The 13905-nt window shown below is 68.5% G+C and carries 17 protein-coding genes and 1 tRNA gene; 6 read left to right on the top strand and 12 right to left on the bottom strand.

The window, feature by feature from the left end:
* Positions 1–6: 6 nt before the first annotated feature.
* A complete protein-coding gene (locus J8I35_RS23305; RefSeq protein WP_050012354.1) occupies positions 7–756 on the top strand; it encodes an SDR family oxidoreductase in 750 nt (249 codons plus the stop codon).
* 67 nt (positions 757–823) lie between these two features.
* Here the strand turns inward: J8I35_RS23305 and J8I35_RS23310 are convergent, their stop codons facing one another.
* Positions 824–2125 carry an aspartate aminotransferase family protein gene (locus J8I35_RS23310; RefSeq protein WP_050012355.1) on the bottom strand — a complete coding sequence of 434 codons (1302 nt, stop codon included), beginning with the start codon at positions 2123–2125 and terminating at the stop codon, positions 824–826.
* A 77-nt stretch (positions 2126–2202) separates the two neighbouring features.
* Here J8I35_RS23310 and J8I35_RS23315 point away from each other — a divergent pair, with 77 nt between their 5' ends.
* The gene (locus tag J8I35_RS23315) at positions 2203–3087 is read left to right on the top strand and encodes a LysR family transcriptional regulator (protein WP_209927109.1); all 885 of its coding nucleotides are present in this window, start codon (positions 2203–2205) and stop codon (positions 3085–3087) included.
* 205 nt (positions 3088–3292) lie between these two features.
* Here the strand turns inward: J8I35_RS23315 and J8I35_RS23325 are convergent, their stop codons facing one another.
* Positions 3293–4534: an MFS transporter gene (locus J8I35_RS23325; protein ID WP_050012371.1), complete on the bottom strand. Its 1242-nt coding sequence runs from the start codon at positions 4532–4534 to the stop codon at positions 3293–3295.
* A gap of 140 nt (positions 4535–4674) precedes the next feature.
* On the opposite strand from J8I35_RS23325, the gene J8I35_RS23330 reads away from it, so the two are divergent.
* A complete protein-coding gene (locus J8I35_RS23330; protein WP_050012372.1) occupies positions 4675–5547 on the top strand; it encodes a LysR family transcriptional regulator in 873 nt (290 codons plus the stop codon).
* 74 nt (positions 5548–5621) lie between these two features.
* On the opposite strand, the gene J8I35_RS23335 is transcribed toward J8I35_RS23330, so the two are convergent.
* A tRNA-Leu gene (locus tag J8I35_RS23335) sits at positions 5622–5706 on the bottom strand.
* 143 nt (positions 5707–5849) lie between these two features.
* Between J8I35_RS23335 and J8I35_RS23340 the strand changes: the two genes are divergently transcribed.
* Entirely contained in the window at positions 5850–7163 is a 1314-nt protein-coding gene (locus J8I35_RS23340) for a leucine-rich repeat-containing protein kinase family protein (protein ID WP_209927111.1), read from the top strand.
* A 10-nt stretch (positions 7164–7173) separates the two neighbouring features.
* Here J8I35_RS23340 and J8I35_RS23345 read toward each other — a convergent pair whose 3' ends face one another.
* From J8I35_RS23345 to J8I35_RS23380, 8 genes are all read right to left on the bottom strand, one after another.
* Positions 7174–7806, bottom strand: coding sequence for a LysE family translocator (locus tag J8I35_RS23345; RefSeq protein ID WP_124639157.1), 633 nt, complete (start codon positions 7804–7806; stop codon positions 7174–7176).
* A 101-nt stretch (positions 7807–7907) separates the two neighbouring features.
* Entirely contained in the window at positions 7908–8081 is a 174-nt protein-coding gene (locus tag J8I35_RS23350; protein WP_162838118.1) for a hypothetical protein, read from the bottom strand.
* Positions 8082–8113: 32 nt separating this feature from the next.
* Positions 8114–8557: a copper chaperone PCu(A)C gene (locus J8I35_RS23355; RefSeq protein WP_209927112.1), complete on the bottom strand. Its 444-nt coding sequence runs from the start codon at positions 8555–8557 to the stop codon at positions 8114–8116.
* Positions 8558–8649: 92 nt separating this feature from the next.
* Entirely contained in the window at positions 8650–9015 is a 366-nt protein-coding gene (locus J8I35_RS23360) for a copper resistance CopC family protein (protein ID WP_124639159.1), read from the bottom strand.
* 291 nt (positions 9016–9306) lie between these two features.
* Complete coding sequence (locus J8I35_RS23365; RefSeq protein ID WP_124594976.1) at positions 9307–9684, bottom strand: DUF2946 domain-containing protein; 378 nt, start codon at positions 9682–9684, stop codon at positions 9307–9309.
* A 93-nt stretch (positions 9685–9777) separates the two neighbouring features.
* On the bottom strand, positions 9778–10272 hold the full coding sequence (locus J8I35_RS23370) for an SRPBCC family protein (RefSeq protein ID WP_209927122.1): 495 nt from the start codon (positions 10270–10272) through the stop codon (positions 9778–9780).
* A gap of 58 nt (positions 10273–10330) precedes the next feature.
* Positions 10331–10633, bottom strand: coding sequence for a 2Fe-2S iron-sulfur cluster-binding protein (locus tag J8I35_RS23375; RefSeq protein WP_050012376.1), 303 nt, complete (start codon positions 10631–10633; stop codon positions 10331–10333).
* An 82-nt stretch (positions 10634–10715) separates the two neighbouring features.
* Positions 10716–12629, bottom strand: a complete 1914-nt coding sequence (locus J8I35_RS23380; RefSeq protein ID WP_209927115.1) for a sigma-54-dependent Fis family transcriptional regulator — start codon at positions 12627–12629, stop codon at positions 10716–10718.
* Between the two features lie 186 nt (positions 12630–12815).
* Between J8I35_RS23380 and J8I35_RS23385 the strand changes: the two genes are divergently transcribed.
* Together J8I35_RS23385 and J8I35_RS23390 are read left to right on the top strand one after the other, a co-directional pair.
* Positions 12816–13091 (top strand): DUF2964 family protein, encoded by a 276-nt coding sequence (locus tag J8I35_RS23385; RefSeq protein ID WP_235356163.1) that lies wholly within the window; start codon positions 12816–12818, stop codon positions 13089–13091.
* A gap of 240 nt (positions 13092–13331) precedes the next feature.
* A complete protein-coding gene (locus J8I35_RS23390) occupies positions 13332–13619 on the top strand; it encodes a DUF1488 domain-containing protein (RefSeq protein WP_006486743.1) in 288 nt (95 codons plus the stop codon).
* Here the strand turns inward: J8I35_RS23390 and J8I35_RS23395 are convergent.
* Positions 13598–13905: hypothetical protein (locus J8I35_RS23395; RefSeq protein WP_209927128.1), on the bottom strand; the 308-nt coding region annotated here is incomplete at its 5' end. The two genes, J8I35_RS23390 and J8I35_RS23395, sit on opposite strands and share 22 nt — an antisense overlap.

Raw genomic sequence — 13905 nt, forward strand, 5'->3', positions numbered from 1 at the left:
GTTCGCATGAAAACCGTATTGATTACCGGCTGTTCTTCCGGCTTCGGCCTCGAAATCGCCCGCTATTTTCTCGCGCGCGACTGGCAGGTCGTCGCGACGATGCGCACGCCGAGCGACGACGTGCTGCCGCCGGCGGAGCGCCTGCGCGTGCTGCCGCTCGACGTGACGAACGCGGACAGCATTCGCGCCGCGGTCGACGCTGCCGGCCCGATCGACGTGCTCGTCAACAACGCGGGCTTCGGCGCGGCCGCGCCGGCCGAACTCACGCCGCTCGACACGGTGCGCGCGCTGTTCGACACCAACACGATCGGCACGATCGCGGTGACGCAGGCCGTGCTGCCGCAGTTTCGCGCGCGCGGTGCCGGCGTGGTCGTGAACGTCACGTCGAGCGTGACGCTGAAGGCGCTGCCGCTGGTCAGCGCGTACCGGGCGAGCAAGGCGGCGGTCAACGCCTATACCGAATCGATGGCGGTCGAACTCGAGCCATTCGGCGTGCGCACGCATCTCGTGCTGCCGGGCCGCGCGCCCGATACGCGTTTCGCGGACAACGCACGGGGCAACATGCACGGCTTCGAGCACGAAGCGTATGCGGACTTCGTCGGCAAGGCCGTCGCGCGAATGCTCGATGCGTCGGGGCCGATCACCCATGCGCAGGACGTCGCCGAAGCCGTGTGGCGCGCGGCGACCGATCCGTCGAGCCCAATGCGCATTCCGGCTGGCGCCGACGCACAAGCGTGGGCGGCGGAAGCGGGTTGAACGATCGGAACCCGTCGCGCCGGCAGGTTGAGCCGGTGCGACGGACCGAGTGAGGCGGTGAAGAACGTTAAAGCGCGCGCGTGATCGCCTGCTCCAGCAGCGACAGGCCGAGGTCGATCTCGTCTTCGCTGACGGTCAGCGGCGGTGCGATCCGGAACACGCCGCCCATGCCGGGCAACTGCACGATGTTCATGCTGAGCCCGAGCTTCATGCACTCGCGCGTGATCTTCGCGCCGAGGCCGTCCGCCGGCTCCTTCGTGCGGCGATCCTTGACGATCTCGACGCCGAGCAGCAGCCCGCGCCCGCGCACGTCGCCGATGCAGTCGAAGCGCTCCATCAGGTCGAGCAGCCCGCGCCGCAGCCGCTCGCCCATCGTGTTCGCGCGCGCGACGAGGCCGTCGCGCTGCACGACGTCGAGCACGCGCAGGCCGACGGCGGCCGGCAGCGGGTCGGACACGTGCGTCGTGTAGAACAGGTAGCCGAGTTCGTGCGCGCGTTCCTCGATGGCCGCGGACGTGACCATCGCCGCGAGCGGCAGCCCGGCGCCGAGCGTCTTCGACAGCGTCAGGATGTCGGGTGTCACGCCGTCGCGCTGGCACGCGAACATCGTGCCGGTGCGGCCGACGCCCGTTTGTGCTTCGTCGAGGATCAGCAGCATCCCGCGTGCGTCGCACTTGCGCTTGAGCGCGGCCATATAGCCTTCCGGCAGCTCGATGATCCCGCCCGAACTGAGAATCGGCTCCGCGATGAACGCGGCGAGGTTGCCGCTCGACTGACGGTCGATCAGGTCGAACGCGTAGTCGAGTTCGGCGAGCGGGTCGTACGCGCCGTTGCGCTCGAAGCGCGGCCGGTACGCGAACGGCGCCGGAATCGCGAACGAGCCGACCGACGCCGGTCCGACGCCCTTGCGGCCGGCGCTGTACGTGGCCGACGCGGCGGCGCCCGTCATCCCGTGCCACGACTGTGCGAAGCCGACGATCTCGTACTTGCCGGTGACGAGCTTCGCCATCCGGATCGCCGCCTCGTTCGATTCCGCGCCGGTGCTGAGCAGCAGCGCGCGGTCGAGTCCGGCGGGCGTGATATCGGCGAGGCGCGTCGCGAGATCGACGACCGGCCGCGACAGCATCCCGCTGAACAGGTGATCGAGCTTGCCCGCGTATTCGCCGATCACGGACACGATCTCCGGATGGCTGTGGCCGAGTACCGCGCTCATCTGGCCCGACGTGAAATCGAGGATCGCGCGGCCGTCGGCGTCGTACACGAAGCTGCCTTTCGCGCGCTCGACGATCATCGGCTCGAACGTGCCGCCGTAGCGGACCAGATGCTGCCTGGCGTTTCGCCAGAAGGTTGCGTCGTCGTTCAGGGACATGGGCGTCTCCGGGCAAAAGGGCAGGGATCGCTTGCAGTCTAGGCGCGCGTCTGGTTTGATGGAAACGAATAGTTCTAATGCAAGCTAGAAAAGGGGCTAATACCTTGGCGCTTTCGCTCGAAATCGACCTGCTGCGCTCGTTCGTCGTGATCGCCGAGGTGCGCGCGTTGAGCCGCGCGGCCGCGCGCGTCGGCCGCACGCAATCCGCGCTCAGCCAGCAGATGAAGCGGCTCGAGGAAGTGGTCGACCAGCCGCTGTTCCAGCGCACCGGCCGTGGCGTCGTGCTCACGCATCCGGGCGAGCGGCTGCTCGTGCATGCGCAACGCATCCTGCGGCTGCACGACGAGGCGATGGCCGATCTGTGCGGCACGGGGCTGTCGGGGACGATCCGGTTCGGCTGCCCGGACGATTACGCGCAAGTGTGGCTGCCGTCGCTGCTGCGGCAGTTTTCGAGCCAGCATCCGCAGGCGATCGTCGAAGTGGTCTGCGGGCCGACGCCGCGGCTCGTCGAACAGCTGGAGAAGCGCGCGGTCGATCTGGCGATGATTTCCGTGCCGGACGACGGTGCGACCGGCGACATCATTCGCCGCGAGCAACTGGTCTGGATCGGCTATCCGGGGCTCGATCCCGCGCATTTCGATCCGCTGCCGCTGGCGCTGTCCGATCGCGATACGCTCGATCACGTTGCCGCGTGCGACGCGTTGAACCGCGCCGGCCGCGTCTATCGCGTCGCGTATGCGAGCAGCAGCCTCGCCGGGCTGATCGCGCTGGTGCGTTCGGGGCAGGCGTTCGCGGTGATGACGCAGACGGCCGTGCCGGCCGACGTCGCGATCGTCAACGGCGATCCGCATTTGCCGCCGTTGCCGGCGGTGGGCATTACGCTGCGGTTCGACCGGAAGCGACCGTCGCACCTGACGGCAGCATTCGCCGACCATATCCGGCAGACGCTGCCGTTGCTTTGACGGGTGGTGCGAATCGGTCGACCATCGACGAAGTCGACACCTGCGTGCGGCCCTGTCGGTCCGACGCCGCGTCGCGTATGCGGATCACTGCCTGCATGCCCGACAGTTTCAGTTCGGTTTCCTGATATTCACTGATCGGCTCGGATTCGGCGACGATGCCGCAGCCCGCGAACAGCGCCGAGCGCGATCGTCGTCGGGCGTCGCATCAAGCACGGCTCAACCGCCGCGCGGCCAGCAATGCGACGGCGAGCAGCACCGCGACATACGCGGCGACGCTCGTCCACGCGCCGCGTTGCCAGAATGCGCCGCCGACCGAGCCGAGCACGCTCGACCCGACATAGTAGGCGAGCAGATACAGCGACGCCGCATGCCCTTTCGCGGCGCCCGCGAGCGCGCCGACCCAGCCGCTCGCGACCGAATGCGCGACGAAGAAGCCGATCGTCACGAGCACGATGCCGACGACGATCGCGACGAGCGAGTGCGACAGCGTCAGCGCGAGGCCCGCCGCGAACACGACGATGCCGCTGACGAGGACCGGCGCCCGCCCGAGGCGATCGGCGAGCGCGCCGGCGCTCGACGACGACACCATCCCGAACAGATAGGCCCCGAAGATCAGCCCGCAGGCGGTCGGGCTCAGGTTGAACGGCGCCGCCATGAGCCGGAACCCGGCGTAGTTGTAGATCGTCACGAACGCGCCCATCACGAGGAAGCCGATCGCGAACACGAACGGCAGGCGTGCGTGACGCAATTGCGCGTGCCACAGCCGCAGGTGGTGACGCAGCGTCAGGTCGGTGCGCTTCACGAAGCGTCGCGACGCCGGCAGCAGCATCACGAACGCGAGCGCCGCGAGCAGATCGACGACGCCGATCGACAGCATCGCCGTGCGCCACGAGAAGTGCTCCTCGAGCGCGCTCATCCCGATCCGTCCGATCATGCCGCCGAACGCGGTTCCGCCGACATAGAGCCCCATCGAGAAGCCGAGCCCGTCCGCGGCGATTTCTTCCGCGAGATAGGCCATCGCCACCGCCGGCACGCCGCCCAGCGCGAAGCCTTCGAGCGCACGACAGACGAGCAGCAGGTGCCAGTTCGGCGACAGCGCGGCGAGCAGATTGAACAGCGCGGCCAGCGTCATCGACACGAACATCAGCCCGCGCCGCCCGACCCGTTCGGATAGCGCGCCGGCGCACAGGATCGACACCGCGAGCATCCCGGTCGACAGCGATAGCGACAGCGAACTCGACGCCGCGCCGACGTTGAATTCGCGGGCGAACGCGGGAAGCAGCGGCTGCACGCAGTACAGCAGCGAGAAGGTAGAAAAGCCGGCGAGGAACAGCGCGAACGCGATGCGCTTGTACGCGGCCGAGCGCGGGGACACGCCGGCCGGCAGCGCATCGGGCGCGGACGGTTGCGTACCGGGCATGGAGCGGGAAATCGAAGCGGAGGACATGGGGCACTCGATGTGCGACGGAATACACGAATTCTTGCGCACGGTCATGTATATGTCCAATATATGAAATGAACCGCAGTAATATGTTTTAACACTGGCTCACGCGCCAACCCGACTCACACCGCGAGGTCACGTCACGCATGGAACTCCGGCATCTCCGCTACTTTCTGGCCGTCGCGGCCGCATCGAATTTCACGAAGGCCGCCGAAACGCTCGGCATCGGCCAGCCGCCATTGAGCCAGCAGATCAAGGCGCTGGAGAACGAGCTCGGCGTGGAGCTGTTCAAGCGGACCGCGCGCGGCGCCGAGTTGACGCTGGCGGGAGAGGTTTTCGCGGAAGAGGCGCGACGCGTGCTCGACGATGCCGAGCGCGCGGCACGGGCGGCGAGACGCGCCGCGCGCGGGGAAACCGGCCATTTGCGGGTTGGCTTCACCGGGACGGCCGCGTTCAATCCGAAGGTGTCGGATCTGATTCGCCGCTTTCGCGAGGCGTTTCCGGATGCGGAGCTGACGTTGCAGGAAGCGACGTCGGGTGTGCTGCTGGAGGCGCTGGAGGCCGGGCGCCTCGACGTCGCGATCGTGCGGCCCGAGCGCCGCGTGGCCGCGACGCTGCGGGTAGCCGACTGGGACGAGGAGCCGATGTTCGTCGCGCTGCCCGTCGCGCATCGGCTGGCGCAGCGCCGGCGCATCGAGCTGGCGGAGCTGGCCGACGAGTCGTTCGTGCAGGTGCCGCGCGCGGCCGGCGGCGCGCTGTTCGACGATATCGTCGCCGCGTGCAAGGCCGCCGGTTTCGAGCCGCGCATGGCGCAACCGGCGCCGCAGATCGCGTCCGCGGTGACGTTGGTGGCGGCGGGCCTCGGCGTGTCGGTCGTGCCGAAGGCAATTACGCAGGTGCAGGTTCCCGGGGTCGTATACCGGCCGTTCGCGGGCAACCGGTTTCGCGCGAGGCTGGCCATTGCGTCGCGCTGCGACGAGCCGTCCGCGGTGGTGCGGAATTTTCTGCTGCTCGCGTAGCGGACAACAAAAAACCCGCGAGGCCATTTGCTGTCGCGGGTTTCTGAAATGCGGGAATGCGAGGAAAGCGCATCTGGTGCCGACGGCGAGACTCGAACTCGCACAGCTTTCGCCACTACCCCCTCAAGATAGCGTGTCTACCAATTTCACCACGTCGGCACTGCAAGGGGCGCAATTCTAACGTCACATTTCGCATTTGTGAAGGGGGGATGACAAGGTCGTGTACGGGCACCTCGTCGATCCCGGTAGAATTCGTCCGATCGACCCGATGGGTCCCCGCAACCGCCCCCCGTTTTCTCCCCGTGACCCACACCCTCGAACAACTGCAGGCCGGCCAACTGTCGGGCGCGCGGCAACTGAAGCTCGCGTGCGGACTGACCGAATTTCCGCGCGAGATCTTCGAGCTGGCCGACACGCTCGAAGTGCTCGACCTGACCGGCAATGCGCTGTCCGCGTTGCCCGACGATCTGCCGCGGCTGCATCGCCTGCGCATCCTGTTCGCGTCGGGCAACCGCTTCACCGCGTTCCCCGACGTGCTCGGCGCGTGCGAACGACTCGACATGATCGGCTTCAAGGCGAACCGGATCCGCACGGTGCCGCGCGGCGCGCTGCCGCGTGCGCTGCGCTGGCTGATCCTGACCGACAACGCGATCGACGAACTGCCGGCCGACATCGGCGACTGCGCGCGGTTGCAGAAGCTCATGCTGGCCGGCAATCGGCTGCGGGCGCTGCCCGCGGAAATGGCCGCATGCCGCGCGCTGGAGCTGGTGCGCCTGTCGGCGAACCGGCTGCCCGCGTTGCCCGACTGGCTGCTGCGCCTGCCGCGTCTTGCGTGGCTCGCCGTGGCCGGCAACCCGTTCGGCGCGGCGCCGGAGGCCGCGGCGTCCGCCGGGCCGGACGTCGCGGAGATCGACTGGGCCGCGCTGTCATGTGAACGGAAACTGGGCGAGGGCGCGTCGGGTGTCATTTATCGCGCGCAATGGCGGGCGGACGGCCATCCGCCGCGGACGGTCGCGCTCAAGCTGTTCAAGGGCGCGGTGACGAGCGACGGCCTGCCCGATTGCGAAATGGCCGCATGCCTGCATGCCGGCCGCCACCCGTATCTGATCCCGGTGATCGGCAAGGTGCGCGGGCATCCGGACGGCACGCACGGCCTCGTGATGGAGCAGGTCGATCCCGCGCTGACGAACCTCGCCGGGCCACCGAGCTTCGCGTCCTGCACGCGCGACGTCTATGTCGCCGATACCAAATTCGATCCGGCGCACGCGTTGCGGATCGCGCACGGCATCGCGTCGGTCGCCGCCCATCTGCATGCGCGCGGCATCATGCATGGCGACCTGTATGCGCACAACATCCTGCACGACGGCGCAGGCGGCGCGTTGCTCGGCGATTTCGGGGCGGCGTCGCTGTACGACGTGAACGAGCGCACGCGCGGCGCGAGGTTCGAGCGGCTCGAAGTGCGCGCGTTCGGCTATCTGCTCGGCGAATTGCTCGAGCGCTGCGAACCGCACGCCGGCGCGCTCGATGCGCTGGCGGCGGCGTGCATGAACGAGGACGTCGACGCGCGGCCGTCGTTCGACGAGATCGCGGCCGCGCTGGCCGCTCGCATGGGCTGATGGGGGCGGCTTACGCCTGCCGCGCGGTCAGCAGCTTGATACCGAGCCCGACGAACAGCAACCCGCTCGCACGCTTGAGCGCGCGCACCGCGCGGCTCATGCCGACGCCGCGATGCAGGCGGCGCACGCCGGCCGAATAGACGCTGTGGACGACCACGACCGTGCACGCGATCGTCGCGTACATCACGACGAACTGCAGCGCGAGCGGGCGATCGTGCACGACGAACTGCGGCATGAACGCGGACAGGAAGATCATCGTCTTCGGATTGCTGCCCGACACGAACAGCGCTTCGCGGAACAGCTTCCGGCGATCGGGCACGGCGAGTTCCGCCGCGCCGCTCGATGCGACGCCGGCCTGGCGGTCGCCGCGCAACTGCCGGACCCCCAGAACCATCAGGTACGCTGCGCCGATCACCTTCATCGCGACGAACAGCGGCGGCATCGCCGCCAGCACCGCGCCGACGCCGAGCGCGACCAGCAGCACGACCACGCCCTGCGCGACGAGGTTGCCGGCGATCGTCGCGGCGGTGCCGTGCGCGCCGTAGCGCACCGTGTTGCGAATCACGAGCAGCACGTTGGGGCCCGGCGACAGCGTCGTGGCGAGATAGGCTGCGGCAAACAGCATCCAGGTCTGAATGGACATGCGGCGCTCCGAAAGGCGGTTCCGGCGGTCGGGATGAAGCGATGATCGCACGCCAATAATGGCGCGGGCCGCTACCGCCGGAACCGTGCGGTAGCGGCGCGTCAGCGCGCGTCGCGCATGCAGTACGCGGGAATCGACGGCGGCGTATCGATGGCGGCAGGCCGCGTCATCCACGCGATCCACGCGGCCCATAATCCGCAGGCGATCAGTACTGCGATGTTCAGCGGGGTCCGGTAGCGGACGATCAGGTCGGCCAGCGGCAGGCGGTTTTTCATGTGCCTCTCCTTCGGTCGTGAGGTCGGCGGCGTTACTGGCCGGCGTAGGTCGGCGCCTTCGCGTCGCAGGTCACGGACACGGTCGAGCCGTCCGCGAAGTGCAGCCGAAGCGGCACCTTCGTGCCGGGCGCGACGGCCTGGCGCGGTTCCTCCAGCATCACGTGATAGCTCTTCGGCTTGAACGTCAGCGTGCCGTGCGCCGGCACGACGACCGAGTCGACGTGCACCATCTTCGCGGTGCTGCCGCTCGTCTGCGTTTCATGCACCATCGCCATCCCGTAGGCGGGCGTGTCGATACCGGTCAGCGTCGCGGGCGCGTCGCCGCCGTTCTTCAGCGTGAAGTAGCCGGACGACGGCACCGTCGCCGGCATCGTGCGGATCCAGCACGCATCGGCCTCGATGGCGGGTGCGGCGAAGGTGGCGGACGCGTGCAGCGCCAGTGCCATGAGCAGGGCAGTCGGAAGAGGGCGTTTCATCATTTGTTCTCCTTATCGGGTGCGATGCCGACGGCATCGATGCGAATGCGGTCGGCATGGGGCGCCGATGCGCATCGCGTGCGTGACATGCGTTACTTCAACGTGAATACATAGCGGCCGTGCGTGCGATGGCCGTCGCTGGCCACCGCGATCCACGCGACGGTATAGGCGCCGGGCTTCAGGCTCGCCAGTGCGACGTGCATCCGCTTCCGGTTGCCGGCGTCGACGGCCGACTTCCCGTCGACGACCGATTGCCCTTGGCTGTCGGTCACGGCGATCGAGCTGAACGCGGGCTCGAGCGCTTCGCCGAAATCGATCGTGACTGCGTGAGGCGCGCTCGACAGCGTGGCGTTGGGCGCCGGGTCCTGCATTTTCGGGAGCGCGTGCGCATGCGCGGCGTGGAGGGCGACGAAGCCGAGTGCGGCGAGTGCGCCGCGAACGAAAGTAGCGGTTTTCATGGCTGGGTGTGCGAGTAACGAATCGGATGGAAAAAGACGGATTCGACGGACGGCTGCGCGAGCGGCATCGATGTCGGCGGCGCTTAGCGCGGACGTGCGAGGGCGCGCATTCGCATGCGGGCGAATGCAGGCACGGCAATCCGAACCGGTGGCGGCCAACCGCGCACCCGGCACGACGCCGCGCGCAGCAGGGTGAGACATGATCGTCCTTCGAAACGTGACATGTCGCGCACGCGGGCGGCGTGCGCGGGCGACGCGATGCACGACGGCATCACGCGCAATGGCGACGGATCAGGACGTGAACGGCGGCGCGCGCGGTTGCGCGGCCGTGAGCGGCAGCGCGCGGCGCAGGCTTTCGAAGCGGGTTGCCGCGCGATGCTCGATCGCGTGCACGCGGGCCGCGAACGTCAGTTCGGGAGCGGGTAGCGCGGGCGTATGGGCAAGCAGGCTGCAGTAGCCGCATGCCTGCAGATGGGCCTGCAGGCTTTTCGTCGACGCATCGGCGGAGCGGTCGCCGGCGGCCGGCGCGGCCGAACAGTAGCCGGCCAGCAGCGCGTCGATGCGCCCCTGCGTGGTCAGCGCCTGCGAGATTGTCGGCGCGAGCGCCGTCATCAGGATGGCGAACATCCCGATCAGACTGCCGATCTTCCGGAGGCGACGACTCAGCATGCGATGCACGGCGGCGGGTGGACTGACGATGCGGGCGATTATGCCACGCACGTCGGTTCGCCGGTCGGCACCCACCTGCGGCATCGCGGCGCGCTATGCGTGCGGCGCCAGATACTTCGCGATCAGTGTCATCTGCGCGGCCCAGCCCTGGTCGTTCATGTCGCGCGCCGTCGCGCGACGCGCTTCGATCAACTGGTCGAAACCCGTTTCGGTGACCGTGAGCAGCGTGCCGCCGGCCTGTGTCGCGAGCGTGAACGTGACGAGCGTCATCGGTTCCGACGCGTAATCGACATTCGGATCGATCGCGAACGGATGCCAGCGAAACGAGAACAGTTGCTTGGGTTCGATACGGTCGACGACGATTTCGAACACGGTGCCCGCATAGGGCTCCTGCGCCTTGGCGACGTCATCGTCGACGCGGGTCGGCGTGATGCGACCGAACAGCGACTGGCCGGCCTCGAACGGGCCGTCGAACGACACGCCGAACCACTGGCCGAATTCGCCGGAGTTGCTGACGGCTGCCCACACGCGGTCGGGCGACGCGGCGAGCAGCGTCTGTTTTTCGATGCGATCGGTTTGCTGGACCATCATGTTCTCCATGCAGGATCGAGCGTTGCAGAACGACGCGCGCGGCCGCGCGCCGCGTCTAGTCGAGCATGGCTGCGTCGGGCACGTCGAGCACGAGGTCCGACGTCGCGACGGCCACGCACGGCAGCGTATAGCCGTCGGCTTTTTCGTCGCGGGAGAGCCCCGGCCACTCGATCGTATAGCGTACGCTGCCGCTGACGATCCGGCAAAGGCAGCTTCGGCACGTGCCGTTGCGGCACGAGCGCGGCAGCGACACGCGTGCGAACGCGGCGGCTTCGAGCACGGTCAGCGTATCGGGTGCGTCGAAGCTTGCGCCGAGCGGCTCGATGCGCACGACGGGCGGATGTTCTGGATCGGTCATGAGTGAAGCGGGCGGCGGTTCGGCGGCAACGCGCCAAGCATACCCGAAGCCGCCGGCGGCCGACGGCCGCCAGCCGCGTGCGTCAGTGCCGCCGCAGATACCGGTACACGGTGTTGCGGGCGAGGCCGAGCTCGCGCGCGGCCGCCGATACGTTGCCGCCATGCCGCGCGAGCACCGCATCGATCATCGCGGCCTGGTGGCTGTGCAGCGTCGTGCCTTCGCGTTTGCCGACCGATGGGATCGATGCGACCGGTATGGCTGCCGCCGACGTAGTGGCCGCATCCTCGCAGTCGAGCCAGAAATCGTCGGGCAAATGCGCGAGCGTGATCTCGGCTTCGTCTTCGGCGAGCATGCCGGCCGTGCGTAGCACGTTGGTCATCTGCCGCAGGTTGCCGGGCCAGCGGTGGCGCGCGAACGCGTCGAGCACGTCGGCCGCGAGGCGGCGCGGCATCGGCTCGCTGCGCGCGAGCCGCGCGAGGATCCGCTCGACGAGCGCCGGCAGGTCGGTGCGTGCGGCGAGCGCCGGCAGCGTGACCGCGAGCCCGTTGATCCGGTAGAACAGATCCTCGCGGAACGTGCCGTCCGCGATCATCGCGCGCAGGTCGCGGTGGGTCGCGCATACCACGCGCACGTCGACCGGCACCGCGCGTGCGCCGCCGAGCGGCATCACCGCGCGTTCCTGCAGCACGCGCATCAGCCGAACCTGCTGCGCGAGCGGCATGTCGCCGATTTCGTCGAGAAACAGCGTGCCGCCGTCGGCCTGCGCGATCTTGCCGGGGCTGCCGCGCTTGCGCGCGCCGGTGAACGCGCCGTCCTCATAGCCGAACAGTTCGGCCTCGATCAGCGAATCGGGCAGCGCCGCGCAGTTGACCGCGACGAACGGGCCGTCCGCGCGCGGCGACGCCTGGTGCAGCGCGCGGGCGAGCCATTCCTTGCCGGTGCCGGTCTGGCCGAGGATCAGCAGCGGCAGGTCGCGCCCGCGGATCTTCGCGACGCGTTCGAGCACGGCGGCCATGCGCGCGTCGCCGGTGTCGAGCGTCGCGAACGTGATCGCATCGGGGTCCGGCGCCCGCACGCGTGCGGCCGGTGCCGACGGGGTGACGGCGACGGTCGTTTTCTGCGCTTCAGGGAATTCGCAGCGGGCGAGCACGCGCACGCCGGTCGACAGCGTGAGACGGAACGTGGCGCCCGGCGCGCGCGCGGCCTGCTGCGCGAGCTGGGCGAAGCGCATGCCGAACAACGCGTCGCTGGCCTGATGCTGCAGCGCGTCGAACGACGCGCCGAGCTGGAACTGGGCGCTGCGGTTCGCGGCGATCAGCCCGCCGTCGGGGCCGAACGCGACGAGCCCGGCGAACAGCGAATCGACGCAATCCTCGTGGGCGTGAAAGCGCAGCCGCAGCGCTTCGCCGCACTGGTTCGCGAACAGGTGGTTCTCGATCAGCTGCGCGGACATCCGCACGAGCGCGAGCGTATGCGGGCTGGAGCCGCGCGGGTCGCCGCTCACGTCCAGCGTGCCGAGCGTGCGGCCGAACGGATCGACGATCGGCGCGCACGCGCAGGTGAGGATGTGGTTCGCGCGCAGGAAGTGTTCGGCACCGTGCACGACGACGGCCTGGCCCGACGCGAGCGCGGTGCCGATCGCGTTGGTGCCGCGTGCGCCTTCGGCCCACGACACGCCGTTGCACAGCGCGACGCGGTTGGCTTTCTCGATGAAGTCGGCATCGCCGATGCTGTGCAGGATCACGCCGTCGGCGTCGGTCAGCAGCACGAGGCTTTGGGTCTCGGCGATCTGCGCATGGAGATCCTCCATCACCGGGCGGGCGTGCGAGAACAGCGTGTGGTTCGTGTCGAGCAGTTCGCGCAGCGCGACGCGCGACAGCGGCGCGAAATCGGGACGCTCGTGCGCGCGCAGGCCGACCGCGGTCGAACGCGCATGCGCCTGCGCGAGCAGGTCGGTACGCCCCGCGGTGGCGGGCAGCACGAAGGGTTGCGGCATGATGTGTCTCCTGTTCCCCGGAGCCGCCGGGGCCGACCGGATCGGAAGCGGCGGCGGAGTGCGTCTCCGCTCGCGGCGCACCATGGGGCGCGACAGCCGTTCGTCCGGGTACGCATCATCATACAAGCGCCACGTGCGATGCGCGACTGCCGATAAAATCCCCTTGCTTTCAAGCGCCCGCCTGCAATGATGGAAATGGAGCACGCACGCGCCGTGTTCCGCACTGCAACATGCATGCGACGCGACATGCATCCGTTCGGGAGACGCATCATGGTTCGGACGGAACTGAGAGTCGTGCTGGCGGCCATTGCCACCTTCATCATGCTGGGCGGCATTGCCGTGGCGATCCACGGATTGCTGTTCGATCTGACCGATGCGGTGAGATACGGGGCGGCCGCGATTGCGGTGGGCGTCACGACCGCCGCGATCGCGCTCAACATCTGGCCGACCGATCCGCACTGACGCCGTTTTCCGAAACGGTGCCGGATGCCGCGCAGATCAGACGAAATGCGCGTCGGAACGACGCACACCGAAATTTTTGTGTCCCGCGCGAAACCGTCTAAAGTGGAATTCAACCGGCATGCAGCGACCGCGCCACACTCCGCGGTCGGGGCCTCCGCCGGCGAGCCCGCGTACATTTCGTCCGGCCGGTAGCGGACGACGGACGCGGTCATTCGTTTTCTACCGGTCGAGGCGGCTCCCATGCAGATCCATTTCACGAACGAGAAGCCGGAGTATTCGGGGCGTGACCTGATGCTGGGGTTCACGGCGCTGGTCAATGGCGAGCGGGTCCAATGCCAGATCACCGCCGAGGCGCTGGAAGACCACTTCGGCGCGGCATCGCCGCGCTTCGAGGACATGGTCGGCGCATTCGACCAGCACCGCGAGCGTATCGAGGCGGCCGCACGGCGCCTGCTGTCGGAAACGCGCGCGCAATGCGTGACGCTGCGCAGCGGCTACGTGCGTTTCTACGAGGCGAACTGGCGCTGACGGCACGACGCCCGTCTCGCGGCGCGCCCGGGCGCGGCGCACGCGAAGACGCCGCCTTTCACGCAATGCCGTTCGGTGGGGCCGGGCGGCATTTTCGTATGCGGGCGGCACCGGTCGACCGGGCGCACGCACGACGCAGCGCGGCGCGGCGCGGCGATTCTCGGGATCGCAGAAAAAATCGCGAGGAAACAGAAACGCCACCCGGAGGTGTAATGCCGTTCAGTTAAGCGACCGAAGGGCATTTTTGTTTTGTGGAAGGAGTGGTTGTAAACGTTGCGCTGAGATG

The organism is Burkholderia sp. CpTa8-5, assembly GCF_017815045.1.
GTDB classification, from domain to species: domain Bacteria; phylum Pseudomonadota; class Gammaproteobacteria; order Burkholderiales; family Burkholderiaceae; genus Burkholderia; species Burkholderia sola.